The 25,199-nt window shown below is 67.6% G+C and carries 21 protein-coding genes, 1 tRNA gene and 1 riboswitch; of the genes, 13 read left to right on the top strand and 9 right to left on the bottom strand.

The genetic code is table 11. The annotated features are described in order from the left end of the window. Positions 1-8 precede the first annotated feature (8 nt). Positions 9-614 carry a PadR family transcriptional regulator gene (locus EV191_RS01615; RefSeq protein ID WP_132874989.1) on the bottom strand — a complete coding sequence of 202 codons (606 nt, stop codon included), beginning with the start codon at positions 612-614 and terminating at the stop codon, positions 9-11. Between the two features lie 106 nt (positions 615-720). On the opposite strand from EV191_RS01615, the gene metG reads away from it, so the two are divergent. The 9 genes from metG to EV191_RS01570 all read left to right on the top strand — a co-directional run bounded on the left by metG (position 721) and on the right by EV191_RS01570 (position 12,548). Next, positions 721-2,514, top strand: a complete 1,794-nt coding sequence (gene metG / locus EV191_RS01610; RefSeq protein WP_132874988.1) for a methionine--tRNA ligase — start codon at positions 721-723, stop codon at positions 2,512-2,514. Positions 2,515-2,523: 9 nt separating this feature from the next. Then, the gene (locus tag EV191_RS01605) at positions 2,524-3,411 is read left to right on the top strand and encodes a TatD family hydrolase (RefSeq protein ID WP_132874987.1); all 888 of its coding nucleotides are present in this window, start codon (positions 2,524-2,526) and stop codon (positions 3,409-3,411) included. A gap of 242 nt (positions 3,412-3,653) precedes the next feature. Continuing rightward, entirely contained in the window at positions 3,654-5,099 is a 1,446-nt protein-coding gene (locus tag EV191_RS01600) for a resuscitation-promoting factor (RefSeq protein WP_243658692.1), read from the top strand. A 57-nt stretch (positions 5,100-5,156) separates the two neighbouring features. Continuing rightward, positions 5,157-6,041, top strand: a complete 885-nt coding sequence (gene rsmA / locus EV191_RS01595; RefSeq protein ID WP_243658691.1) for a 16S rRNA (adenine(1518)-N(6)/adenine(1519)-N(6))-dimethyltransferase RsmA — start codon at positions 5,157-5,159, stop codon at positions 6,039-6,041. 134 nt (positions 6,042-6,175) lie between these two features. Further along, positions 6,176-6,266, top strand: a riboswitch (SAM riboswitch). Positions 6,267-6,435: 169 nt separating this feature from the next. After that, entirely contained in the window at positions 6,436-7,446 is a 1,011-nt protein-coding gene (locus EV191_RS01590; protein ID WP_132874985.1) for an ATP-binding cassette domain-containing protein, read from the top strand. A gap of 63 nt (positions 7,447-7,509) precedes the next feature. Beyond that, positions 7,510-8,475 (top strand): 4-(cytidine 5'-diphospho)-2-C-methyl-D-erythritol kinase, encoded by a 966-nt coding sequence (locus EV191_RS01585; protein WP_132874984.1) that lies wholly within the window; start codon positions 7,510-7,512, stop codon positions 8,473-8,475. Next, positions 8,472-8,897 carry an ASCH domain-containing protein gene (locus EV191_RS01580; RefSeq protein WP_243658690.1) on the top strand — a complete coding sequence of 142 codons (426 nt, stop codon included), beginning with the start codon at positions 8,472-8,474 and terminating at the stop codon, positions 8,895-8,897. The genes EV191_RS01585 and EV191_RS01580 overlap by 4 nt, the downstream gene beginning before the upstream one ends. 45 nt (positions 8,898-8,942) lie before the next feature. Continuing rightward, positions 8,943-10,751: an ABC-F family ATP-binding cassette domain-containing protein gene (locus EV191_RS01575; RefSeq protein ID WP_132876076.1), complete on the top strand. Its 1,809-nt coding sequence runs from the start codon at positions 8,943-8,945 to the stop codon at positions 10,749-10,751. Positions 10,752-10,874: 123 nt separating this feature from the next. After that, entirely contained in the window at positions 10,875-12,548 is a 1,674-nt protein-coding gene (locus EV191_RS01570; RefSeq protein ID WP_132874983.1) for a fatty acyl-AMP ligase, read from the top strand. 8 nt (positions 12,549-12,556) lie between these two features. Here EV191_RS01570 and dgoD read toward each other — a convergent pair whose 3' ends face one another. After that, the gene (gene dgoD, locus EV191_RS01565; RefSeq protein WP_132874982.1) at positions 12,557-13,702 is read right to left on the bottom strand and encodes a galactonate dehydratase; all 1,146 of its coding nucleotides are present in this window, start codon (positions 13,700-13,702) and stop codon (positions 12,557-12,559) included. Between the two features lie 28 nt (positions 13,703-13,730). Next, positions 13,731-14,471: an IclR family transcriptional regulator gene (locus EV191_RS01560; RefSeq protein ID WP_132874981.1), complete on the bottom strand. Its 741-nt coding sequence runs from the start codon at positions 14,469-14,471 to the stop codon at positions 13,731-13,733. A gap of 90 nt (positions 14,472-14,561) precedes the next feature. Here EV191_RS01560 and EV191_RS01555 point away from each other — a divergent pair, with 90 nt between their 5' ends. Genes EV191_RS01555 through EV191_RS01545 form a run of 3 tightly spaced genes read left to right on the top strand, consistent with a single transcriptional unit; the run spans position 14,562 to position 17,565 of the window. Next, positions 14,562-15,944, top strand: coding sequence for an MFS transporter (locus EV191_RS01555; RefSeq protein WP_132874980.1), 1,383 nt, complete (start codon positions 14,562-14,564; stop codon positions 15,942-15,944). Then, the gene (locus EV191_RS01550) at positions 15,941-16,600 is read left to right on the top strand and encodes a bifunctional 4-hydroxy-2-oxoglutarate aldolase/2-dehydro-3-deoxy-phosphogluconate aldolase (protein ID WP_132874979.1); all 660 of its coding nucleotides are present in this window, start codon (positions 15,941-15,943) and stop codon (positions 16,598-16,600) included. The genes EV191_RS01555 and EV191_RS01550 overlap by 4 nt, the downstream gene beginning before the upstream one ends. Next, a complete protein-coding gene (locus EV191_RS01545; RefSeq protein WP_243658689.1) occupies positions 16,597-17,565 on the top strand; it encodes a sugar kinase in 969 nt (322 codons plus the stop codon). The genes EV191_RS01550 and EV191_RS01545 overlap by 4 nt, the downstream gene beginning before the upstream one ends. A 43-nt stretch (positions 17,566-17,608) precedes the next feature. Here the strand turns inward: EV191_RS01545 and pth are convergent, their stop codons facing one another. Together pth and EV191_RS01535 are read right to left on the bottom strand one after the other, a co-directional pair. Then, the gene (gene pth, locus EV191_RS01540) at positions 17,609-18,202 is read right to left on the bottom strand and encodes an aminoacyl-tRNA hydrolase (RefSeq protein WP_165912779.1); all 594 of its coding nucleotides are present in this window, start codon (positions 18,200-18,202) and stop codon (positions 17,609-17,611) included. A gap of 29 nt (positions 18,203-18,231) precedes the next feature. Beyond that, positions 18,232-18,861 (bottom strand): 50S ribosomal protein L25/general stress protein Ctc, encoded by a 630-nt coding sequence (locus EV191_RS01535; protein ID WP_132874978.1) that lies wholly within the window; start codon positions 18,859-18,861, stop codon positions 18,232-18,234. Positions 18,862-19,176: 315 nt separating this feature from the next. Between EV191_RS01535 and EV191_RS01530 the strand changes: the two genes are divergently transcribed. Beyond that, the gene (locus EV191_RS01530) at positions 19,177-20,466 is read left to right on the top strand and encodes an Nramp family divalent metal transporter (protein ID WP_132874977.1); all 1,290 of its coding nucleotides are present in this window, start codon (positions 19,177-19,179) and stop codon (positions 20,464-20,466) included. 76 nt (positions 20,467-20,542) lie between these two features. On the opposite strand, the gene EV191_RS01525 is transcribed toward EV191_RS01530, so the two are convergent. From EV191_RS01525 to EV191_RS01510, 4 genes are all read right to left on the bottom strand, one after another. Continuing rightward, the gene (locus tag EV191_RS01525) at positions 20,543-21,523 is read right to left on the bottom strand and encodes a ribose-phosphate diphosphokinase (RefSeq protein ID WP_132874976.1); all 981 of its coding nucleotides are present in this window, start codon (positions 21,521-21,523) and stop codon (positions 20,543-20,545) included. Then, positions 21,520-23,079: a bifunctional UDP-N-acetylglucosamine diphosphorylase/glucosamine-1-phosphate N-acetyltransferase GlmU gene (gene glmU, locus EV191_RS01520; protein WP_132874975.1), complete on the bottom strand. Its 1,560-nt coding sequence runs from the start codon at positions 23,077-23,079 to the stop codon at positions 21,520-21,522. Before glmU ends, EV191_RS01525 begins: the two co-directional genes overlap by 4 nt. An 81-nt stretch (positions 23,080-23,160) precedes the next feature. After that, complete coding sequence (locus EV191_RS01515) at positions 23,161-24,831, bottom strand: GGDEF domain-containing protein (protein WP_132874974.1); 1,671 nt, start codon at positions 24,829-24,831, stop codon at positions 23,161-23,163. 109 nt (positions 24,832-24,940) lie between these two features. Then, positions 24,941-25,011, bottom strand: a tRNA-Gln gene (locus tag EV191_RS01510). Positions 25,012-25,199: the final 188 nt, after the last annotated feature.

Here is a 25,199-nt window from a genome sequence, read left to right as displayed (position 1 = left end):
GCGGGTGCTCAGTCGTGGTTGCTGGGTGGCGCGCCGAAAGCGGCCGCCGAGTCGTCGGCCATCACGAACTCGCCAGCGGCCAGCTTGTCGATCAGCTGTTCCGTCCATTCGATGGCGGTATGCACCTGGCCGCCCCACAGCCGGTACATCTCGAACACATGCGGCGGTTCGCCCCAGCCCTCCGAGGACTCGAGATGCTGGTGCCAGTTGCTGCGTTGTGCCCGCAGTGTCGTTACCCGCTGCCGTAGCGCGCTGATCGCCTGCTTCCTTGGCATCGTGGGGAGCAGGGACATCCCCGCGAAGAAGAGCTCGGTCTGCGGCTGCCACGGATCAGCCTCGACCACCGCCTGGCTGAGTAGCACCTGGTAGTGCGTTTCGCCCTCGCTGGTCAGCCGGTAGCCGGTTCGATCCGGCCCAGCCTTGCCCGGTTCGGTGTCCACCACCTCGAGTAGTCCTTCGGCGGCCATCTTCTTCAGCGCGTGATAGATCGAGCCGGGTTGTGCCTTCGCCCATCGGTCCGCCGACCAGGTTTGCAGCTCACGGCGTACCTGATAACCGTGCGCCTTGCCGTACATCCGCACCGCGCCAAGTACCAACAGCCTGGTCGCTGACATGGTTGTCTGCCTGCCCTCCACCCGTTCCTGCGCCCGCCCCCAACGCCCGGTCAGCGCGCAGGGCCGCACGGGCCGTGCCGGGGCATGGTACGTACGCTAGTCGCTCATGAGCACCTCCGTGTTGACCGCGGTGGCCTGGCCATACGCCAACGGCCCCCGCCATATCGGCCACGTTTCCGGAATCGGCGTTCCCTCCGATGTTTTCGCGCGCTACCAGCGAATGGCCGGCAACAACGTGCTGATGGTCTCCGGCAGTGACGAACACGGCACGCCGATCCTGGTGCAGGCGGACAAGGAAGGCCTCACCCCGAGGGAGACGGCGGACAAGTATCACCGCGTGATCGCCGAGGATCTGCGCGGCCTCGGCGTGACCTATGACCTGTACACCCGTACCACGTCGGGTAACCACGAAGAGGTCACCCAGCAGATCTTCCTTGCGCTGTACCGCAACGGCTACGTCATTCCGAAAACCACCACGGGAGCGATCAGCCCGTCCACCGGACGCACCCTGCCGGACCGCTACATCGAGGGCACCTGCCCGATCTGCGGCTACGACGGCGCGCGCGGGGACCAGTGCGACAACTGCGGTAACCAACTGGACGCGGCCGATCTGATCAACCCGGTCTCGCGGGTGAACGGCGAGAAGCCGAAGTTCGTGGAAACCGAGCATCTGTTCCTCGACCTGCCGGCGTTTACCGAAACGCTCGGCAAGTGGCTGTCCACCAAGACCGACTGGCGGCCGAACGTACTGAACTTCACCCGCAACCTGGTCGAGGACATGCGGCCGCGGCCGATCACGAGGGATCTGGACTGGGGCGTACGCATCCCGCTGGATGGCTGGCGGGATCAGCCGTTGAAGCGCTTCTATGTCTGGTTCGACGCGGTGATCGGCTACTTCTCGGCGAGCGTGGAATGGGCGCGGCGCAGCGGGAATCCGGACGCCTGGCGCGAGTGGTGGAACAACCCGGACGCGCGGATCGTGCATTTCATGGGCAAGGACAACATCACCTTCCACGCCCAGATCTGGCCGGCGCTGCTGCTCGGGCACAACGGAGCGGGAGACAAGGGCGGCACGGCCGGTCCGTACGGCGAACTGAACCTGCCGACCGAGATCGCCTCGAGTGAGTTCCTGACCATGAGCGGGTCGAAGTTCTCCACCTCGCGTGGCACGGTGATCTACCTGAACGACTTCCTGCGCGAGTTCGGCCCGGACACCTTGCGGTACTTCATTTCCGCGGCTGGACCGGAAACCCAGGACGTGGACTTCACCTGGGACGAGTTCGTCCGGAGGGTGAACTTCGAACTGGCCAACGAGTGGGGCAACCTGGTCAACCGGTCCATCTCGATGGCGCACAAGAACGTGGGCGCGGTTCCCCGGCCGGCCACGCCGACCCAGGCCGACGCCGAACTGCTCGCGCTGGCGAAAGGCGCCTTCGACACGGTGGGCACCCATCTGGCGCACTCCCGGTTCCGGGCGGCCTCCAGCGAGGCGATGCGCGTCGTTTCCGCCGCGAACAAGTACATCTCCGAGACGGAGCCGTGGAAGCTCAAGGACGACCCGGAACGCAGGGACACCGTGCTGCACACCGCCCTGCAGGTGGTCTCGGACGCGAACACGCTGCTGACGCCGTTCCTGCCGCATTCCGCGCAGCGGGTGCACGAACTGCTCGGCGGCAGCGGGACCTGGGCGGCCCAGCCCGAGTTGCGGGATGTCGAGGACCTGGACGTTCCCGGCCGGATCAACCCGATCCTGACCGGGGATTACACCACCGAGCAGGCAACCTGGCAGTCCACCCCGATCGAGGTGGGGCGCCCGCTGGACAAGCCAAAGCCGCTGTTCGCCAAGCTCGACCCGGAACTGGCCGAAACCGGCCCCTCGTGGGCGCCGATTCAGCACTGAGGCGCGGGCGTGAGTAAGCAAGACAAGCGGGAAGCGCCGCCGATCCCGGAGGCGCTTCCCGCGCATATCGTGGACGCGCATACCCACCTGGACGCCTGTGGCGCGCGGGACGCCGCGGATGTCTCCGCGATGCTCGACCGCGCGGTTTCCGCCGGCGTCGGCAGGGTGATCACCGTTGCCGACGATATGGCCGCGGCGCGCTGGGCCACCGCAGCGACCACATGGGACAGTCGAGTGTTTGCCGCGGTCGCGTTGCACCCCACCAGAACCAGTGAGTTCACTGTGGACCAGCAGGACGAACTGGCGAGGCTGGCCGAGCATCCTCGGGTCGTGGCCGTCGGCGAGACCGGGTTGGACTACTACTGGGACTATGCCCCGCATCGGGCCCAGCAGGACGCGTTCCGCTGGCATATCGAGCTGGCCAAGCGGCTGGGCAAGCCACTGATGATCCACGACCGCGAGGCACACGACGACATTCTGGCCATCCTGGACCAGGAGGGGCCGCCGGAGACGGTGGTGTTCCACTGCTTTTCCGGCGGAGTCGAGATGGCTCGCCGCTGTGTGGCGGCTGGCTATGTACTCTCCTTCGCCGGCACGGTGACGTTCCGGAACGCCAGGGAGCTACGCGCGGCGGCGGAACTGGTTCCCGAGGAGCAGTTACTCGTCGAGACGGATGCCCCTTTTCTGACGCCACACCCGTTTCGGGGCAGGCCAAATGAGCCCTACTGCGCGGCGTATACCCTCCGTGAGTTGGCCGAGCTTCGTGGCCAATCGGTAATAGACCTGGCCAACGCCGTTACGGCTACGGCCGAACGGACGTTCCGGCTGCGGTCCGTAATGGAATCAGCGGAAAAATCACCCTTGACCAGGGTGTCAATCGATCACCCGAGGGAGTGATTGGGGCCACGAGTTCGCGGCGGGTGTTTGCGCTCCCGCGCAGACTCCGTTACGGTCCCGTGACCGTACCCCCGGCTCTGCCCCGAACTAACCGGAGCTGATGGGTGCACCTACAGTCAGGCCATGCAAGCAACTATTGCGTCGGGGAAGTGAGGCAGGGAGACCTAGCCCTGTTTCGCTGGTACATGACTGTGCCTAGCTCTGCTAGATGAAGGCCCCCGCCTTCTGGAGGTTACGACCCAGTGACTGCTAGTGGTAGATGGGCTGGCGCGCGCCAAGCCGAAGGTGGCACCGCCACCCTCGACCGGCCCGCCGGACCCGACCCCGACTACCTAGCCGACGATTTCGACTATTTCCGTGTCACCCCCGACGACGTCCGCGAGGCGTTGGGACCGGATGCCGATGTCTTGATGGCTGAGGCCGACGTCGACTTCGACGAGTTGATCACGCTGATCAACGCGGAAACCACGATGCTGCCGCCGATCCCGGACGAGGTCTCCGCGGACCGGGTTGGCATGGCGCTCGCCGAGCCCGAGGACGAGCAACCGCGTAAGAGCGCCGTGGCCGAGGCCGCGCAGCGCTGGAAGAAGCGGTTCCTGCGCAGTACCGCGCTCGCCGTGCTGATCACGCTGACCGGCGGCGGTGCCGCCGCGCTCGCGATGAACAAGTCGGTGACGCTCGAGGTCGACGGCAAGGAAGAGACCGTAAGCACCTACGCCGGCACAGTCGGCGAAGTGCTCGAAGCCGAGGGTTACTCGCCGGGTAAGCACGACGCGATCTCGCCGAGCCCGCAAGCCACCGTTGGTGACGGCGGCAAGGTCGTGCTCGAGCGCGGCCGCCAGCTGCAGCTGACCGTCGACGGTGAGCAGCGCGAGTCCTGGGTGCGCGCGACCAACGTGAACGAGGCGCTCGACCAGCTCGGCATCGAGAAGCAGGGTGTCTGGACGTCCAAGGACGGCAACGCCGCGATCCCGCTGGACGGGATGGCGCTCGAGGTCAAGACGCCGAAGACGGTCACGTTCTTCGACGGTGGCGCCAAACCGCGCGAGGTCACCACGACCGCGGTGACGATCCAGGAGTTCCTTGCCGAACAGGACGTTCCACTCGGCAAGGAAGATGCCGTGGAGAACGCCAAGCCCGAGGCGAAGATCGCCGACGGTGGCGAGGTGCGGATCAGCCGGACCGGTATCACGGTGATCAACGAGAAGGAATCCGTTGAGCCGCCGGTCAAGGAGATCGAAGACGACACGATGCTCGTCGGCGAGGAAGAGGTCGTCGAAGAGGGCAAGGCCGGCGTCGAGATGGTGACCTACCGGATCACCAAGAAGAACAACGAGGAGATCGCCCGCGAGGAGATCAGCTCGAAGGAACTCACCAAGCCCGAGCCCAAGGTGATCAAGGTCGGCACCAAGGAGCCGCCGCAGCCGGCGATCTCCAACGGCGCCGTATGGGACCAGCTCGCGCAGTGTGAGTCCGGTGGTAACTGGGCGACCAACACCGGTAACGGCTACTACGGCGGCCTGCAGTTCGACCAGCAGACCTGGAGTGCCTACGGCGGCGATGCCTACGCCCCGCTGCCGCACGAGGCTTCGCGTGAGCAGCAGATCGCGACCGCGGAGAAGGTCCGGGACGACCGGGGTGGCTATGGCGCATGGCCGGCCTGCTCGTCCTCGCTTGGCCTGTCCTGAGTCGCTTCGCCCGGTCCTGACCGCGAGCGGTAATCACCGGGCGCGATAATGGCCCGCGTGACAACCGACCCCACTTCGGCCGGCCCGCAGGAAACCCACCTGTTCGGGCCGGCCGACGTGCGTCTACTGGCCGCGGAGCTGGACATCCGGCCGACCAAACGGCTCGGGCAGAACTTCGTCCACGATCCGAACACGGTGCGCCGGATCGTCGGCGCGGCCGGGTTGCGTGCCGAGGACGTGGTGCTCGAGGTCGGGCCCGGCCTTGGCGCGCTGACGCTGGCGCTGTTGCCCGCGGCGGAACTGGTGCACGCGGTGGAGATCGACGGGGCACTCGGCGCCCGGTTGCCGGTGACCGTGGCCGAACGCGCGGCGGTCTTCCAGCAACGGCTGCGCGTGCATGTCCGGGACGCGCTGCGGGTGCGCGCGGCCGAGTTCGAGCCAGCACCCACGATGCTGGTCGCGAACCTGCCGTACAACGTGGCGGTGCCGGTGGTGCTGCATTTGCTCGCCGAACTGCCTTCGCTGCGCGGTGCCCTGGTGATGGTGCAGGCCGAGGTCGCCGACCGGATGGTGGCCGCGCCGGGGAGCCGGATCTACGGCGTGCCGAGCGTGAAGACGGCCTGGTTCGCGAGTGCGCGCCGAGCTGGTTCGGTGCCCCGTGCGGTGTTCTGGCCGGTGCCGAACGTGGACTCGGCGCTCGTCGCACTGCAGCGTCAGGCACCACCCGCGGAGCTCGCTCGCGAGCGGGTGTTCGAGGTGGTCGATGCGGCCTTCGCGCAGCGCCGTAAGACACTCCGCGCGGCGCTGGCCGGCTGGGCCGGTTCCTCGGCGCGGGCGGCGGAGATTCTGACGGAGGCTGGCGTGGACCCGACAGCACGCGGCGAGAGCCTCGGCGTTGCCGAGTTCGCGCGTATCGCCAGCGCCCGCACCCAATCCCGCTAACCTTGACGACCGCGGTCGCGGAGCGTAGTCACGTCCCGACGGGAATAGCACGCGCGGGCTTGTCGTTACCTCGCATGTGGTACGCGTCATCCGGGCTTGCGTGGACGCCTTATCGTGCGTTGTACTACTAGGCGTTTCCATCCCGAGCGGCCGAGAGACCTGGCTCGTCGACGCCGCAGCAACCACCCGCTCGCGGGCAGGTGCTACCGCCAGGAGCGATGGAGGAATCGTGTACGTGGACCAGCTGCTCACCTCGCGACGAGTGGTCGATCAGGGTCGTCGCACGGTCTGTGCTTGTTGTCGCTGACCGAGCACCCAGCCGACCCGTTTCCGACTTCCCACTCCCCGAGGGCCCGCGAGCAGCGTGCCCGGTTCACGTTCACCAGGAGCTTTCGTGATTACCGTCGAGAATCTGACCAAGTCCTTCCCCACTAGTACCGGTTCGGTCCGCGCGTTGCGCGAGGTGAGCCTGTCCGTGTCGGCTGGCGCGGTCTACGGCGTGCTCGGCGCCCCTGGCGCTGGCAAGTCCACGCTCACCCAGCTGCTTGCGTTGCGGGAGCGTCCGGACAGCGGCGTCGTCCGCTTCGATGGCGTGCCGACCGCTGGCCTTTCCGGTAAGGCTCTCCGGGACGTGCGGGGCAGCCTCGCGGTCGTGGACTCCGCCGCGCGGTTTCATCCGGAGCGCACCGTCGCGGGCAATATCGCCGCGCCGTTGGAGCAGAGCGGGATGGCTGGCCCGGAGCGGCGCGACCGGGTTGGCACGCTGCTCGACCTGGCCGGGTTGACCGGTCGCGCGAACGAACTGCCCGGTGAACTCTCCGTGGGTGCGCTGCGCAGGGCGGCCGTTGCGCGCGCGTTGACCAGTAAGCCGACCGTGCTTTTCGCCGATGACCCGACCGACGGGGTGCCCTCGGCCGAGCAGGCGGCGGTGCTCACCGTGTTGGACAGGGCCCGTGCGGAGCTCGGCAGCACGGTGCTGGTGACCACCCCGGACGCCGGGGTTATCCGGCGGATCTGCGAGGACGTGGCGCTGCTCGACGGTGGCGCGGTGGTGGCCGAGGGCGCGTTGCTCGATGTGGGGGTCGACGCGGAGGGCACGGTGGCCGAGGCCTTGCTGCCCGCGATCGACACGCCCGCGTCGGTTGGCGCCGGCTACGACCAGGTGGTGGACGTGGTGCTGATCGGGTTCGCCGCGGTCGGCGCGCTGCTCCCGGAGGCGGCCAGCCGGTTCGACACCGAGGTCGCGGTGATCGGTGGCGGGGTGACCAGGTTTGGTGACACTCCGGTGGCGCGGTTCCGGCTTGGCCTGCGCGGCGAGCGGGCGGATGGCGCGGTGGCCTGGATCGCCGATCGTGGTGGTGCGGTCAAGCAGGCGCGGCGGGGGCCGCGCGGCGTGGCTGCCTGACCGCGTGGCGGGTAATCGGTCGTGGTGAACCGAACCGGCCATCGACCCCGTAGGCTGCATAGTGTGCTCGCCGTTGTCCCGCCGCCCGTTACGGTGCGCGTGCCCGCGAAGGTGAATTTGCATCTCGCCGTCGGGGACGCGCGTTCGGATGGTTTCCATGAACTGTCCACGGTTTTTCAGGCGCTTTCGCTGACCGATGAGGTCACCGTGGGTGTCGCGGACACCCCGGGCGTGGAGGTGCACGGCGAGGGAGCGAGCTCGGTGCCGACCGGGCCGTCGAATCTGGCCTGGCGGGCGGTGCGTGCGCTGGCCGAGCACGTCGGGCGCGACCCGGACGAACCGAAGGTCCGCGTGGTGATTCGCAAGGCGATCCCGGTTGCTGGCGGGATGGCCGGCGGGAGCGCGAACGCGGCGGCGGCGCTGGTTGGCCTTGCCGCGCTGTGGCGGCTGGAGCTGGGCAGGGACGACCTGGCGGCGATCGCGATGCGCCTTGGCAGCGATGTGCCGTTCGTGCTGCACGGCGGCACCGCCCTTGGTACGGGGCGAGGTGAGCGGCTGGTGCCGGTGTTGTCCCGGCACAGCTTTCACTGGGTGCTCGCGTTTGATCGGCGCGGGCTGTCGACCGCGCAGGTCTACCAGGAGCTGGACCGGTTGCGGGCGGACGGTGATCCGCCCCGGCTGGGTTCGGTCGAACCGATGCTCGAGGCGCTGGCTTCGGGCGATCCGCGGCAGCTGGCGCTGCTGCTCGGCAATGATCTGCAGGCCGCGGCCGTGTCATTGCGCCCGGGGTTGCGGCGCACCTTACGCGCGGGCGTGAGTGCCGGGGCGCTTGCCGGCGCGGTGTCCGGTTCGGGGCCGACCTGTGCCTTCCTGTGTCCCGATCACGACTCCGCGGTCGAGGTGGCCACCGAGCTTTCTGGCGCCGGGGTGTGCCGCACGGTGCGGGTGGCACACGGACCGGTGCCCGGCGCGCGGGTGATCGGCGGGGATGACTCGCCGCGACCGGCGCCGCCCGAGGTGCACGCGTGAGCTTGCCGGACGCGGAGTTCGGCTTTCCCGGTCCATTACGTGATCGGCTGGTCGCGGCGATTCTGGCCGGGGAGAAGACGGCGACCACTAGCTTGCTCATGGAGTACGGCGACGAGCTCCCTTCCGCTGGCGACCGCGAGCGGCTGGTCGACTCGGCTGGCGAACCGGTGGCGGTGCTCGAGACGACGGGCGTGCGCGTGCTGCGGTTGGCCGAGGTGGATCTCGCGCATGCGGTTGCCGAGGGGGAGGGCCACCGCACGGTCGCGGAGTGGCGGGCCGAACACGAGCGGTTCTGGCAGTCCGCCGAGATGCGCGCCGAGCTCGGGCTGCCGGAGTTCACCGTGGATGACGACACCATGGTCGTGGCGCAACGATTCCGGCTCGTAGCCTGGCCGCGACGTGCCCCTGAACGCCTGTGGTAGATGTGGGGCGCAGGACTGCTGAATCGTGGAATGAGGACAATCGGCGTGGCCAACCTGGTCAATCTGGAGGCGGTGCACAAGAGCTACGGGGTGCGCCCGCTGCTCGACAACGTGTCCCTCGGCGTCGCCGAAGGCGAGCGGGTAGGCGTTGTCGGGTTGAACGGTGGCGGCAAGACCACCCTGCTCGAAGTACTAGCCGGGGTGGAACCACCCGATGCCGGGCGGGTCAGCAGGGTCCGCGACCTACGCCAGGCCGTCGTCACCCAGCGCACCGATCTGCCGGACGACGCCACGGTTCGCCAGGCCGTACTGGAACCGCACGGGTTCAGCGCCGAACACGAATGGGCCGCCGACCCGCGAATCCGCTCCATCATGCACGGCCTCGGGATTGAGGCGCTCGGTCTCGAAGAACCGGTGCGCACCATGTCCGGCGGCGAACGCCGGCGGGTCGCGCTGGCCGCCGCGCTGGTCCGCGAACTCGACCTGCTCGTGCTGGACGAGCCCACCAACCACCTCGACGTGGAAGGTGTGCGCTGGCTCGCGGCACATCTGGTTGCCCGCCGCTGCGCGCTGGTCGTGGTCACCCACGACCGGTGGTTCCTCGACGAGGTGTGCACCAACACCTGGGAAGTCGCGGACGGCCGGATCGCGCAGTACGAGGGCGGCTACGAGGACTGGGTGTTCGCCCGCGCGGAGCGCGCCAGGATCGCGGCCAGCGCCGAGGAAAAGCGACGCAACCTCGCCAGGAAAGAGCTGGCCTGGCTGCGGCGTGGCGCGAAAGCCCGTACCTCGAAACCGCGCTACCGGGTAGAAGCAGCCGAGGCGCTGATCGCGAACGAGCCGGAACCCCGTGAATCCACTGAGCTGGTCGCCTTCGCCCAGCGCAGGCTCGGGAAGACCGTGCTCGAACTGGAAGACGTCTCCTACACGATCGGCGAACGGCAGCTACTACGCGAGGTCACCTGGCGGCTCGGGCCCGGCGAGCGGATCGGCGTGGTCGGCGTCAATGGCTCGGGCAAGACCAGCCTGCTCCGGCTACTCGCGGACGACCAGAAACCAGTGCAGGGCAGGCGGGTCGCCGGCAAGACCGTCCGGTTGGCCTACCTGCGCCAGGAGCTGGAGGACCTGCCCGGCGACCTACGGGTACTGCAGGCCGTCGAGCAGATCGGGCAGCGGGTCGCGCTCGGCAAACGCGAGTTCTCCGCCTCGCAGCTGGCGGAACGGTTTGGTTTTCCCGCCGCACGGCAATGGACCCCGGTAGCCGACCTGTCCGGCGGTGAACGCCGGCGGCTGCAACTGGCCAGACTGCTGATGGCCGAACCGAACGTGCTGCTGTTGGACGAACCGACCAACGACCTGGATATCGATACCCTGCAGCAGCTGGAGGACCTGCTCGACTCCTGGCCAGGCACGCTCGTCGTGGTCTCGCATGATCGGTACCTGACCGAACGCGTCTGCGACACCGTGGTGGCGCTCCTCGGCGACGGCAAGATCACCCACCTGCCCGGCGGGATCGACGAATACCTCGTACGCAGGGACGCGGCCCTGGCGTCGAACTCCCAAGCACCGAACTCCCAGGCGCCGAACGACAGTGCCACCGGCTCCAGGGAGGGGCCCCCGGCGAGCAAGTCTAGCGGAGCGGCCCGACAGCGAGCCGCGCAAAAGGAGCTGGCGCGGCTGGAACGCAAGCTGGACTCCTTGCAGGACAAGGAAACCCGGTTGCATACCGCGCTGGCGGAAGCGGCGACCGATCCGAATCGGCTGCGTGAGCTGGACGAGCAGTTGCGCGGCGTGCTCGCCGAAAAGGACGAGCTCGAACAGCAGTGGCTGGCCACCGCGGACGCCGCCGGCTGAGTACCCCGCGAGAACTTGCCGAATTGGACAAATCCGGCAATGGGGTTGCCCGTTGGCTCTGATGTTGGTCAATTACCGGTCTACGCACCAAAGAGCGCCGGGATGTCACATAGGCTTGGCGGTATGAGTCGGTTTGTGGATACGTTGCTCGCCACCGCACGAAGCCATGGCGCCAGTACGGGCATGGTGACCGGTGAGCCAGCCGCCCCGGTGCGCCGTACCTGGGCGGAAGTGCATACGCAGGCCCGCCGGATGGCCGGCGGTTTGCTGGCGAGCGGGGTGCCGGAGCGTCCAGCGATCGCGGTACTCGCTGGGGAACCCGCGTTGATCGCGCCAGCCGTGCAAGCGGTCTGGCTCGTTGGCGGCAGCGTGACCATGCTGCACCAGCCGACGCCACGCACCGACCTCGCCGAATGGGCCGAGGACACCGTGCGGGTACTGCGCATGATCGACTCCAGCACGGTCCTGCTCGGCGAGCCGTTCGCCCAGCTCAGCGCCGTTCTCGAGGAGCACGGCATCGAATACCGGATGATCGATCAGCTCGACGGCGCGGAGCTGGCTGAGGTGATCGAAGCGGCCGAGGACGATCACGCGCTACTCCAGCTCACCAGCGGTTCGACCGCGGCACCCAAAGCCGTCCGGATCACCCACGGCAACCTGTACAGCAATATGACCGCGATGGCCGAGGGCGCCGGACTCGAACCGGGCGTCGACACGATGATGTCCTGGCTGCCGCTCTTTCACGATATGGGCATGGTTGGTTTCCTGACGCTGCCCATGACACTCGGCGTGGAACTGGTCAAGATCACGCCGACCGAGTTCCTCAGCGGCCCGTTGCGTTGGCCCGATCTGATCAGCAAGTACCGCGCGACGATCACCGCGGCACCCAACTTCGCCTACGCCATCGTCGGCCGCAGGATGTCTAAAGTGGACGACGATAAGGCATACGATCTGTCCACGATGCGGATCGCGCTCAACGGCGCCGAACCGATCGACGAGAAAGCCGTTCGCGGCTTCACCGAAGCCGGCGCACGTTTCGGCATGCCAGCAGAATGCGTGTTCCCCGCCTACGGCATGGCGGAGGTGACCCTCGCGGTCTCCTTCGTGCCCATGTTCACCGGGCTGGTCACCGACGTGATCGAGGCCGAATCCCTCGAAACCAGCGGCAAGGCCGTCCCGGTGGCCGAGGACGATCCGCGCAGGGGCACCGAAGCGGTCCGCTCCTTCGCGATACTCGGCAAACCGCTCGCCGGGATCGAAGCCGAGATCGTCGACGAACACGGCAACCGACTCGACGACAGGGAAGTTGGCGAGATACGGCTACGTGGTGAGGCCGTGACGCCGGGGTATCTCACCGTGGACGGTCCAAAGCCGACCCAAGACGCCGATGGCTGGCTCGCAACCGGCGATATTGGCTACCTCACCGACGGGCGGATCGTCATCTGCGGACGGAGCAAAGACGTGATCATCATGGGTGGGCGGAACATCTACCCGACCGATGTGGAGCGCGCCGCTTGCTCGGTGTCCGGAGTACGCGCAGGCAACGCGGTAGCCGTGCGGATCGACGCGGGCAAGAGTAGGGAGCGCTTCGCCGTCGTCCTCGAGTCCACAAAGGCCGGTGAGGAAGAAGCGGAGCGTGCACTGGCCAAGGACGTCACCGCGCGGGTGATGGACGCGGTAGGAGTGCGGCCGGTATCGGTCGTGGTGCTCGCACCAGGCAGTTTGCCGAAGACACCGTCCGGCAAACTGCGCAGGTCAGCGGCCGGCACCGAGTTCGCCGACCGCATCGGCCGCTGAGCGGGCCGTCACCACTCGGCGAAACCGCCATCCGCGTGCCGCCAGACCGGGGAGCGCCAGCGGTGCCCCCGGTCCGCGGCCGCGCGTACTGCCTGCTCATCCACCTCGATCCCCAGGCCCGGCTTGCTCAGCCTGTCGACGAACCCATCGGTGAGCTGGAAGATCGTCGGATCGACAAGATAGTCCAAAGTGTCCGCGCCAACGTTGTAATGGATACCCAGACTCGTCTCCTGGATCAGCGCGTTCGGGCTGGCCAGATCCACCTGCAGGCAGGCCGCAAGTGCGATCGGACCAAGTGGACAGTGCGGTGCCAGTGCGACACCGTGTGTTTCGGCCTGCGCCGCGATCCGGCGACATTCCGATATCCCACCGGCATGCGACAGATCCGGCTGTGCCACGGCTATCCCCGCGGCCAACACCGGCGCGAAATCCCAGCGCGAGTACAAGCGCTCGCCGGTCGCGATCGGGACCGAGGTGTCCGCGCAGATCCTGCCGAACTCCGCGGACAGCTCCGGTACCACCGGTTCCTCCACGAAAAGCGGATGCAGCGGGGCAAGTTCCCTGCAGAGCACGCGGGCGAGCGCGGGGGAAACCCTGCCGTGAAAGTCAATCGCCACATCTCGATCGGGGCCAATCGCCTCGCGAACCGCGGCAACCCGGTCGACTACGCCGTTGATCTCCGAAGATGATTCCAGGGTGCGCATCCGCCCGCCGGCATTCATCTTGACCGCCGTATAACCCGCGGCCATCCGCTCGGCTGCGCCCTCGCCAACCTCGGCCGGCGCGTCCCCACCGATCCAGCCATACATCCGCACCCGATCGCGCACCGCGCCACCGAGCAGATCGTGCACCGGAACCCCGAGTGCCTTGCCCTTGATATCCCAGAGTGCCTGATCGATCCCGCTGATCGCGCTGGAAAGCACCGGGCCGCCCCGATAGAACCCGCCCTTGCTCATCACCTGCCACAGATCCTCAATCCGCGCAGGATCCGCCCCGATCAGCACATCGGCGAGCTCATCGACGGCGGCAGCCACCGTATGCGCCTTGCCCTCGACCACCGGCTCGCCCCAGCCTACGACGCCCTCATCCGTGCTGATCTTGCAGAACAGCCAGCGGGGCGGCACCAGGAACGTCTCTACACTCGTGATCAACAAAAGCCGGATCCTTCCCAACCTCGGTATCTCAGGTCTTGCCCAGCTCACGCTGGATCGCGGTCACCGTCGCGCGCAACCGCTCGACCAACTCAGCTACTTCCGCATCACTCGGGCGCTCACGCACCGCCGTTGCCGAGATCGCGGCCGGCGCCAGCTCACCAGGGATGCGCAGCGGAACCCCGATGCAGTGCACCAGCGGCTCGAACTCGGCATCGTCCCGCGCAAAGCCACACTCGGCCACTTCGGACAGTTGAAGCTCCAACTCGGACACATCCGCTACCGTGCGCGGCGTGTACGGGGTGAACTCCCAGCCACGCAACAGATCCACACGCTGCTCCGGTGGTAGCCCAGCGAGGATCGCCTTGCTCGCCGCCGCCGTGTGCAACGGAACCTGCCGGCCGACCCGCGACCACATCCGCACCCCGCCGGGTGCCTCCACCTTGTCCGCATAGACGATCGCGTCGTCAAGCAATTGCGCCAGATGTATCGTGCAACGGGTCTGCGCGGCCAACTCGACAAGGTACGGGTGCGCGGCGGCGCGCAGATCCAACGTCTCCATCGCGTCCTGGCCAAGCTCCACCAAGCGCAACCCGAGCCGGTACCTGCCATCCGCGCCACGAGCAAGCAGTCCGGCGTCCACGACTGGCTGCAACAGTCGCATCGCCGTCGACGCATGGGTGCCCAGATGATCGGCGAGCTCGGAGAGGCTGCGCGAACCCCCGCGCACCAGCTCGAGCGCGCTCAACGCCTTCGCCACCGTCTTCGACATCGCCGTCCTCCTTGACCAACAGTGTCCCCAGATGCCACCGTGTTTGCAACATTAACAAGATGTTTGCAAATATTGCAAGCGGAGGTTCCAGTGGGGAGTTCACCGGCGGCGACGATGCCGCTTTCCGTGCGTCAGCGTCGTACCGCGCGGGCGAGCGTGGTCGGCTCGATCCTCGAGTGGTACGACTTCTTCCTGTTCGGCGCGGCGTCAGCGATCGTGTTCAACAAGCTGTTCTTCTCGGCCGCCTCTCCCGCCGCGGGCACGCTTGCCTCGTTCGCCACCTTCGGGGTTGGTTTCGCGGTACGGCCGATCGGCGGCGTGCTGCTCGCGCACCTCGGCGACCGGATCGGTCGCCGGCCAGTGTTGCTACTTACCGTGCTGCTCATGGGGGTCAGCACCTTCGCGATCGGCTTCCTGCCCACCTACGAGCAGATCGGTTTCTGGGCGCCCACCCTGCTGGTGCTCTGCCGGCTCCTGCAGGGCTTCGGAGTTGGCGCCGAGTACGGCGGCGCGCTGGTGCTCTCCGCGGAAAGCGCGAAGCCAGAAAAGCGCGGCTTCTACGCCTCGCTGCCGGGCTCGGGGCAGTTCATCGGTGTGGTGCTCGCCTCCGGCGCGCTCGGCGCGGTCGCCAGCCTGCCGGAAGAGCAGTTCCTCACCTGGGGCTGGCGGATTCCGTTCCTGGCCTCGATCATCGTGGTGCTCGGTGCGCTCGTGCTGCGCGCGATGATGCCGGAATCCGAGCAGTTCGAGAACGTGCGGGAAAGTGGCCGGCGGGAACGACTGCCGATCTTGACCACCCTGCGCACCCGGCCCAAGGCCATCCTGTTGCTGATCGGCACGGGCTGTGCGACGGCGGTCGCTTCGTACTCGATCCAGGGATACTTACCGAGCTACCTCTCCCAGCAGCTCGGGCTTTCCGACAACATCGCGGTGCTTGGCACCACCATTGCCGGGATGGTGTCCATTGTGACCATCCCGATCGCCGGGGCGCTATCTGACCGGATCGGCCGTAAACCGGTGATCATTGTTGGCGGGTTCGCGATCGCCGCCTTCGCCTACCCGTTCTTCCTGATGATCAACACTAGACAGACCTGGTTGATCTGGCTGGCCATCGTGATCGGCTTCGCGCTGATCCTGAACTCGATCTTCGCGGTCACCGGTTCGTTCTACTCCGAGGCAGTCCCCACCGAGGTGCGCTACAGCGGCCTGGTCGCGGTTCGGGAGTTCAACGGGGTGATCTTCGCTGGTACCGCGCCGTTCATGGCCGCACTGCTCGTCCAGCTCGGTAACGACCAACCCTGGTACCTCGCCGGCTATATGGCGCTATCCGGCATCATCACAGCGGTGTGCGCACTTGCCTTGCCCGAGACCGCGCCGGTGAAGGCCGGGATCGGCGGCGACCACGTGGCCGCGGAGCTCTCCGAGGTCACCGCGACCGGTACGGAAACGACGACGGAGGCAACCTCCCGATGACCAGTAATCGACCCACCCCAGGGGCCGAACTACGGCGAATCGGGGTGGTGGCCATCCTGCGCGGCGATGCGGTTGCCGCACCCCGGCTCGGCGAGATCATCGACACCCTGGTCGACGCCGATTGCACCTGCCTGGAAGTCACCCTGAACACCCCGGGCGCACTGGAGATCATCAGCTCGGCAACGCGGCGGTACGGCACGCGGGCGGAGATCGGCGCGGGCACCGTGCGGACGGCCGCCCAGGCCAGGGCCGCCATCTCCGCCGGTGCGCGGTTCCTTGTCGCCCCGGACACGCGCGCGGACGTGGGCGAGGCCGCGCTCGAGGTGGGCCTGCCCTGGTACCCAGGCGCGTTCACCGCCACCGAGGTGAGCACCGCATGGGAGCTCGGCGCCGCTGCGGTGAAACTGTTCCCCGCCAACCTCGGCGGGCCCGCCTACCTTCGCGAACTCCGTGCCCCGCTGGACGATGTGCCACTGATCCCAACCGGCGGTGTTCGGCTGGAGCTGGCCGGCGACTACCTCGCCGCCGGCGCACTCGCGCTCGGACTGGGCAACCCACTGCTCGGCGATGCACTACGTGGTGGCTCACTGGCCGAACTGGCTGAACGGACTCGCACGGTGTTGGCCGCCGTGGCGAGCGGGCGGGAGCGTCAGTGAGTCGCCCGTCCACGCGTCCGGCACTGGTGACGCTCGGCGAAACCATGGCCGTACTCGCCTGCCCGGAAGTGGGGTTGTTGCGCCAGCAGCGCGGACTCGATCTGCGGGTGGCCGGCGCGGAGTCCACAGTGGCCATTGGTGCGGCCAGGCTTGGCCTACCGAGCGCCTGGCTCGGTAGGGTCGGCGCTGACGAGTTCGGCGAGCTGATCCGGCAAACCCTCGCCGGTGCCGGCGTGGACGTTTCCGGGGTGGGCACGGATGCCACGGCACCGACCGGGTTGATGATCAAGGAGCGGCGTACCGCGGAGGTCACCAGGGTCAGCTACCGCCGTGCCGGAAGCGCCGGATCTCAGTTGTGCCAGGAGGATGTCGATCCAGAGCTGGTTGCCGGCGCGGCGGTACTGCACGTCAGTGGGATCACCCCGGCGCTGAGTGAATCCGCGCGCGAGGCGGTGCGGGCCGCCGTGCGGATGGCGAATCACGCGGGAGTGCCCGTGGCAGTGGACATCAACCACCGCGAGACACTGTGGAGCGCGGCGCACGCCGTCGCGGACTACCGCTGGCTGGTCGAGCACGCCCAGATCGTGTTCGCCACCGAAACAGAGGCGGGACTACTCGTCGACGACGCGGACACAATGGACAGTTCCGGACTCGCCCGCGCGCTCGGCGAACTCGGGCCCGGCGAGGTGCTGCTGAAGCGGGGCGCGCGCGGCGCGACCGCCTGCGTCGCGGGGGAGACATACGAGGCGCCGCGCTACCAGGTGCGCGCGCTCGATCCGGTGGGCGCCGGCGACGGGTTCGCGGCTGGCTACCTCGCGGAACGGGTACGCGGGGGCAGCATCGCGGACCGGCTGCGCATCGCCGCGGCAGTAGGCGCTTTCGCGGTCACCGTGGCCGGCGACTGGGAGGGACTGCCCACCCGGGCTGAGCTCGACCTGCTCACCAGCCCCGACGTAGCGCGCTAACCTTAAAGAACGCGGCTACGCGGCGTCACGGTGGGTGCGGCGCTCAGTGGAAAGCGTTCTGGGCGGCGGCCAAGCCACCCCGCAGCAACGCCTCGGTGGCATCCGCCGCGCGATCCACCACGAAGGCCAACTCCTTACGCTCCACCGGAGAGAAGTCCCGCAGCACGTAGTCGGCCGGATCCATCCTGCCCGGCGGTCGCCCCACCCCGACGCGCACTCGGAAGTAATCCTTGGTACTCAGCGATTTGCTGATCGAACGCAGTCCATTGTGGCCGTTCTCGCCGCCGCCGAGCTTCAGCCGTACCGCCTCGAACGGCAGATCGAGCTCATCGTGTACGACCACGATTCCGGCAGGGGACACCTTGAAGAACCGCGCCGCGCCAGCCACCGCGCTACCCGAAAGGTTCATGAAGGAACGCGGTCTGACCAGCGCGACCTGCGCCCCGCCGAGCCGCCCCTCCAGGATGTCGGCGCCGCACTTATGCGCCTTGAACTTGCCGCCGAGCCGCGCGGCAAGCTCATCGACCACCAGAAAGCCCACGTTGTGCCGGTTACCCGCATAGCGTGGCCCTGGATTGCCAAGGCCGGCGAGCAGAATCCGCTCGCCGGCCCCGGGAATATCGTTCGCCGTTGTCACCTGTTCTCCAGGCAATCGGGCTAGTAGCCTCAGCTCTCCTCGCTGGACTCCGCCGCGGGCTCCTCCTCGGCGACGGCACCGTCGGTGTCGCCCTCGCTCTCCATGTCCTCCGCGGTCGGCGCGACCACGATGTTGACCACCAGCAGCTCGGGGTCGCTGACCAGCTCGACGCCATCCGGCAGCGAAAGGTCGGAAGCGTGGTACTGGGTGCCGGCCTCGGCGCCATCCACGGACAGCTCGATCTGCTCAGGGATCTTCAGCGCGTCCGCCTCGACGGACAGCTCGTTCAGGTCCTGGGTGAGCAGGGTGCCCGGCTCCGGGTCACCGGAAACCACGATCGGCACATCCACGTTGACCTTCTCGCCGCGCTTGATGGAAAGCAGGTCGACGTGCTCGATGTAGTTCTTCAGCGGGTGCGTGGTGATCGTCTTGGTCAGCACCAGCTCGCGGTCGGTGCTGCCAATACGCAGCTCGAGAACGGCGTTGTGGCCGTTCTCCCGGATCACCCTGGCGAACTCGACGGCCGGCAGTGAGACATGCTTCGGGTCGGAGCCGTGGCCGTAGAGCACCGCGGGGATCTTGCCCGCGCGGCGGGTTCGACGGGCCGCGCCCTTACCGAACTCGGTACGCGCTTCGACGTTCAAACGGACCTCGGACACGGTAATGCTCTCCTTGCGAACGATACGGTGCACGGCGGACATCACCGCGCATCATGAGTCGGGGCAGTGGCCGGCGGCCAGGCGGCTGGGCGCGGAGACATGAACGCGGCACGCAGCACGCATCGAATGGCGCACTGCCGCGTCGATCACGCCGGCCGAACAAACCCGAGCCAGCCTCGCCGAGGCAACCCACCCATTCTAGGCCGCCGGTTATCCGCGCGAGCCCCGGGGTACGCGGTGGCGAAATCCAACGACTCGATATCTACCCAGCGTGCACCGATAGACACAGGTCGGGGCGCGACGTAGCTTGACCGCGTGACACAAGCCACCTCGGATAACCCCACCCAGCCACCCACCGGCTTCCGTGCCCGCGCCAAGCAACTCGGCCCCGGCATCATCGCCGCGGCCACCGGTGTTGGTGCCGGCGACCTGGTGGCCACCCTGGTGGCCGGCGCGCGGTTCGGCTATGTGCTGTTCTGGGCGGTCATCGTCGGCACGATCCTCAAACTCGCGCTCGGTGAGGCGGTCGGCCGTTGGTCGTTGGCCTCCGGCCGGACGATGATGTCCGGCTGGCGCACCCTCGGGCGCTGGGCGGTTACCTACTTCGGCGCCTATGTCGTCGTCTGGGGCTTCGTCTACGGGGCCACCGCGATGTCCGCCTCGGCACTGCCGCTGAACGCGCTGTTCCCGGATATCTCGGTGCGGTACTGGGCGATGATCTGCGGCGTACTCGGCCTAGTACTGGTCTGGTTCGGCAGGTACGCGATCTTCGAGAAGGTCATCACCGTGCTGGTCGGCGTCATGTTCGTGACCGTGGTCGGCACCGCGATCCTGGTCGGCCCGAACCTGCCCGCCCTGTTCGAGGGATTCGTGCCCCGGCTGCCGAGTGGCTCACTGGTGTACGTACTCGGGCTGATCGGCGGGGTCGGCGGCACCATCACGATGGCCGCCTACGGCTACTGGACGCTGTCCAAGGGGTGGAGCGGACCACGCTGGGTGCCGATGATGCGCTTCGACAACGCGGTCGGCTACACCATGACCGGCATCTTCGTGCTTGCCATGCTGGTGGTCGGCGCTGGAATCCTGGGCGGCACCAACATCACCGAGGACGACGAGGGGCTGCTCACCGTTGGCACCGTCCTTGCCAACGACTACGGCGAATGGGCCCGCATCCCGTTCCTGATCGGTTTCTTCGCCGTGGCCTTCTCCTCGGTGCTCGGCGTGTGGAACGGGGTCAGCCTGATGTTCGCGGACTGGTGGCGAACCTGGCGGATGCCCAAGGAAGCGCCCGCGGAGACCGTGGAGTCCTATCAGGACAAAGCGGGACGGACCAGCCTGGCGTTCCGGCTCTACCTGCTGTGGTTGACCTTCCCACCGATGCTGTTGCTCTTCCTCGACCGGCCGTTCCAGCTGGTCGTGGTCTACGGCGTGCTCGGCGCGCTGTTCATGCCGTTCCTCGCGGGCACCCTGCTGATGCTGCTGAACTCCAAACAGCTGATGCCGGCGGAGTACCGGTCCCGCTGGCTGTCCAACGGGATACTGGTGCTCTGCCTCGTGCTGTTCGTCGTGCTCGCGGTGAACGAGATCATCGGCCAGTTCGACTAGCCGGCTCCACACATACCCGCGCCCAGCCACCTGTTCCGGCACGGAACCAGGCTGGCTGGGCGCGAGGGTCGCGAACTCAGGCGTTGCCGTCGAACAGGCTCGTCACCGAGCCGTCCTCGAAGACCTGCTGGATAGCGTTGGCGAGCAGTGGTGCGATGGAGAGCACGGTCAGCCCGGGGAAGCGCTTCTCGTCCGAGATCGGCAGGGTGTTCGTGAAGATCACTTCAGCCGCACCGCAGTTGGCCAGCCGCTCCGCGGCCGGACCGGAGAGCACGCCGTGCGTGGCCGCGATGATCACCTGCTTCGCGCCCTGCTCCTGCAGCGCCCGCGCGGCCTTGGCGATCGTGCCGCCAGTGTCGACCATATCGTCGAGCAGCACGCACACCTGGCCGTCGACGTGCCCGACCACCCGGTTGGCCACCGCCTCGTTCGGTTTGGACGGATCACGGGTCTTGTGGATGAAGGCGATCGGCCGGTCGCCGAGTACCTGCGCCCACTTCTCCGCTAGCCGCACCCGGCCCGAATCCGGGGACACCACGGTGAGGTTGTCCGTGGGGTAGTTCTCCCTGATGTAGTCGGCGAGCACGTTCTGCGCGAACAGGTGGTCCACTGGGCCGTCGAAGAACCCGGAGATCTGCGCGGTGTGCATATCCACCGTCATGATCCGATCCGCGCCAGCCGTCTTGAACAGGTCCGCCATCAGCCGCGCGGAGATCGGCTCGCGGCCCTTGTGCTTCTTGTCCTGCCGCGCGTACGGGTAGAACGGCATCACCACGGTGATCCGCTTGGCGGAGCCGCGCTTGAGCGCGTCCACCATGATCAGCTGCTCCATCACCCACTTGTTCAACGGTTCGGTGTGGCTCTGGATCACGAAGGCGTCATTACCGCGCACCGACTCGTTGAACCGGACGAAGATCTCGCCGTTCGCGAAGTCGTACGCAGCCTGCGAGGTCAGGCTAACGTTCAGGTGCTTGGCGACCTCTTCGGCGAGCTCCGGGTGCGCTCGCCCGGAGAACAACATCAGGTTCTTCTTGGGTGTTCCCTCTTTCGGGCTCATTGCTCCCGTCCCTCACTGTCGTCCTGGCTGCCGGATGTTTCGGATTCACCAGCCGAGGCGGCAATTGCCCGTTCCGCTGCCTCGGCGGCCGGGGTGCCCGGCCTGCGCCGCACCACCCAGCCGTCAATATTCCGTTGTGGACCACCGGACACCGCCAAAGCACCCGGCGGCACGTCGCGGCGTACCACGGTTCCCGCGCCGGTGTAAGCACCATCGTGGACGGTCACCGGTGCGACGAATGTGTTGTCACAACTCGTTCGCGCATAGGAACCGATCACCGTCTGGTTCTTGTTCGTACCGTCGTGGTTAGCCGTGATGCTGCCCGCACCGATATTGCTGTGCTCGCCGATCCTCGCATCACCGATGTAGGAAAGATGCGGCACCTTCGAGCCGTCCCCGATGTCCGATTTCTTGACCTCGACGAAAGTTCCGATCTTGCCGCGTTCGCCCAATTTGGTGCCCGGTCGCAGATAGGCGAACGGGCCGACGCTTGCCCGCGCGCCAATATCCGATGCGCTGCCGTGCGTGCGGACCACGGTCGCCGCCGCGCCAACCCGCACATCGGTCAGTGTCGTATCCGGACCGATCGTCGCGCCCTCGGCCACGGCCGTACCGCCACGCAACTGCACCCCCGGCTCGATCAGCACATCGGGGGCGAGCGCCACGTCGGCGTCCAGCCAGGTGCTCGCCGGATCGACGAAGGTCACCCCCGCGTACATCCAGTGTCGCACCAGCCGGCGATTCAGCTCGGCGCCAAGCGCGGCCAGCTGTGCGCGGTCGTTCACTCCCTCCACCTGCCAGGGGTCGGTGCAGGTCAGCGCGCCGACCCGCTGACCGTCCGCGCGGGCGATGCCAAGCACGTCAGTGAGATATTGCTCGCCCTGCGCGTTGGCAGTCGACACCCGGGAAAGCGCGGCCTTGAGCGTCTGCGCGTCAAAGGCGTACACCCCGGAGTTGACCTCGGTGATTGCCCGCTGCCGCTCGTCCGCGTCCTTGTGCTCGACGATTCCCGCCACCGCGCCGTCCGCGTCCCGCAGCACCCTGCCGTAGCCGGTGGGGTCAGCGACTTCGGCGGTGAGCACGGTCACCGCGTTGCCCTCGGCGACATGCGCGGCACGTAGCTCGGTGAGCGTCGCGGCATCCAGCAGCGGCACATCGCCGTAACTGACCACGACGGTCCCGGAAAGGTCCGAGGGAAGTTCGGCCAGCGCGCAACCAACCGCGTGCCCGGTGCCCAGCTGCTCGGTCTGCACCGCGGTGGTCAGCGGCCGGCCGAGCCGTTTGGCCAGCCCGTCCAGGTGCTCCCCGACCGCCTCGCGGCCATGGCCGATCACGACCACCAGATCAGCGGGATCTAGGCCGGCCGCGGCCCGGACCGCGTGTTCCAGCAGCGGCCGGCCGGCGAGGGGATGCAGCACCTTCGGTACGGCCGAGCGCATCCGTTTGCCTTCCCCCGCGGCGAGGACGATGGTGCGCAGCGGCTGCGCGTCCGGAGCCGGCGAATCCGCGGGTGGCGTGCTGTTTCCCTGTTCGGGCGGTTGCCCACCATCGGGCATTGGTGCGCTCCCTGGTTGTCTTGGTGAGCGGTTCTCGTTGTTCTGGCCTACCAGCGGCGACGGCAGGCGAGCAGCACGATCCTACGTCCCCTCCGAACGCGGCCAGCCAGGGTCACCATCCGTGCTCGCCGGCGATGATCCACTGGCTGCGGCCCAAATCTGATTCCCGCCGGCACGTTTGGCCTCGTACATCGCGGTATCCGCACGGGCAAGCGCCTGGTCAGGTTGCTCCTCGGTGCGCACCGAAACGGCACCGACGGACAGTGTCACCCCGCGAGACAGCTGCCGGGGTAGCTGGGCTACCGCGTTTACCGCCCTGGTCAGTGCGGCCTTGGCGGCCTGAAGGGGAGCGCCGGGAAGCAACACCACGAACTCATCGCCGCCATAGCGGGTGACCAGATCGTCCCCACGCAACGCGTCCCGCAGCGTGCTGGCCACCACGCGTAGCACGTCGTCGCCCTCCGCATGCGAGTTGCGGTCGTTGACGCCCTTGAAACCATCCAGATCGATCAGCGCGATGGTCAGCGGTTGCGCATCCGCGCGCATGACCAGTTTGCGCAGCCGTTCGTCCAGCACCCTGCGGTTCGGCAACCCGGTGAGCGGATCCTGCAGCGCCTGTTTGGCTATCGCGCCGTGTTCTCTGGTCAACCGCTCGTGCTCGCGCCGGGTATGCAGTGTGTTGATCCGAGACTCCCGCAGGTCGGACAGCTCGCTTTCCAGTTCGGCGACGTAGTCCTCCAGCGCGCTCATCGTGCGTTCCCCACCGTCCGGGCCAGAAACCCTGGCGTACTCCCGGACGAGCGCCAGCCACAGGGTGGGTTCGGACTGCGCCTCGCCCAGCCGATCCCTGGTTTCGGCCAGCGCGGCGACGGCTTCCTCGCGCCGATCCGCGCGCTCGAGACACCGGCTGTAGGCGAGCGCGGCGATGATCTGTTCCCTTGGGTACTTCGCGTTCTCCCGCGCATGGTGCAGCCGCGCAAGATGCTCCGGCCCAGGGGAGTGCAACGCCACGGCGGCGGCCAGGATGGGTAGTTGCTCGATCGCGGTACGTGCCGGGTCACGGGGGACGAGCGATTGCCGAAACGGCGCCTCGGTCGCATCCGCGATGGACGCGGCCAGCTCGAACTTCTCCCGTGCGCCCTGCTCATCGGCAACCCGTTCCAACCGGCATCCCCAGCCGATCAGCAGCCGCGCGCGGTTGAGCAGATGCACGGTGATCTCATGCGGGCCGCCGGCGTCCCGGATATGTTCGTGCCCCCGTGCCATGACCTGGTCGGCGACTTCATAGACGCCGAGCTGGGTGAGTACCAGCGCGATATCGGTGAGCGAGTTGGCAAGCATGCGCTGCCAGTACCGTTTGCCGACATGCAGATCGGGGGCCAGCTCCTCGTCCAGGATGGCAAGCGCCTGGGCCGCCTCGGTCAGTGCGGCGTCATCCGAACCGGCAAGCAACAGCCGCCGGCCGCGCAGCGCATGCGCGTTGGCCTGGAGTACGACCAGCCCGTGCCGCCGGCAGTGCGCGAGCATCTCGTCCAGCATCGGTTCGGCCGCTTCGACCATGCCCTTGCTGACCAGCCTGGTTACCGCCGAAGAGCGCAGGAGCTGCGCGATCATATTCGGCTCGCCGCGATGCTGGGCCTCGGTCAGCAGCTGGTCCGTTTCGGCAACCGTCCGTAGCTGCTCGGCCGGCTTGCTGAACTGCGCGACGGCGATGAGTTCCCGTGCCCGGCCGATCAGCCACGCGTCGGACATCTCGCTCAGCGAATGCTGGCGAGTCTCGGGTTCCTCGGCCGATACGCCTCGCAGCTAGGTCACCCCATCGTTTCGCGCTGCCGGTAACACGCCTGGTCGCACGATCCCGCTCCGCCGCCAGGATTCGAACCTGGACCATCAGAACCAAAATCTGAGGTGCTGCCTTTACACCACGGCGGATCGTGCCCCGACATCGTGCCATGCGTGGGGCTCGCTGAAGAGGATATTGGACAGATCTCGCCGAGTCGGACGCAGGCCCCGATTAAGCCGAGGCCGTTCGGCGACGCCCGGCTTTCGGTCGCTCACCAAGGGTGGATAAGCCTGTTTCGGCTGGCGAAACGCACCGGCGAAAGCTTGGAATTGCCTAA

The organism is Tamaricihabitans halophyticus, from assembly GCF_004340875.1.
GTDB classification, from domain to species: Bacteria; Actinomycetota; Actinomycetes; order Mycobacteriales; family Pseudonocardiaceae; genus Tamaricihabitans; species Tamaricihabitans halophyticus.
The sequence above is the reverse complement of the archived record's forward strand: the minus strand, read 5'-3'. Positions and strand labels throughout refer to the sequence as shown.

Coding starts and splice junctions, on each gene's coding strand:
- EV191_RS01615 (WP_132874989.1), bottom strand. CDS start 614: ATGTCAGCGACCAGGCTGTTGGTACTTGGCGCGGTGCGGATGTACGGC.
- metG (WP_132874988.1), top strand. CDS start 721: ATGAGCACCTCCGTGTTGACCGCGGTGGCCTGGCCATACGCCAACGGC.
- EV191_RS01570 (WP_132874983.1), top strand. CDS start 10,875: ATGAGTCGGTTTGTGGATACGTTGCTCGCCACCGCACGAAGCCATGGC.
- EV191_RS01560 (WP_132874981.1), bottom strand. CDS start 14,471: ATGTCGAAGACGGTGGCGAAGGCGTTGAGCGCGCTCGAGCTGGTGCGC.
- EV191_RS01550 (WP_132874979.1), top strand. CDS start 15,941: ATGACCAGTAATCGACCCACCCCAGGGGCCGAACTACGGCGAATCGGG.
- EV191_RS01525 (WP_132874976.1), bottom strand. CDS start 21,523: ATGAGCCCGAAAGAGGGAACACCCAAGAAGAACCTGATGTTGTTCTCC.
- glmU (WP_132874975.1), bottom strand. CDS start 23,079: ATGCCCGATGGTGGGCAACCGCCCGAACAGGGAAACAGCACGCCACCC.
- EV191_RS01515 (WP_132874974.1), bottom strand. CDS start 24,831: ATGTCCGACGCGTGGCTGATCGGCCGGGCACGGGAACTCATCGCCGTC.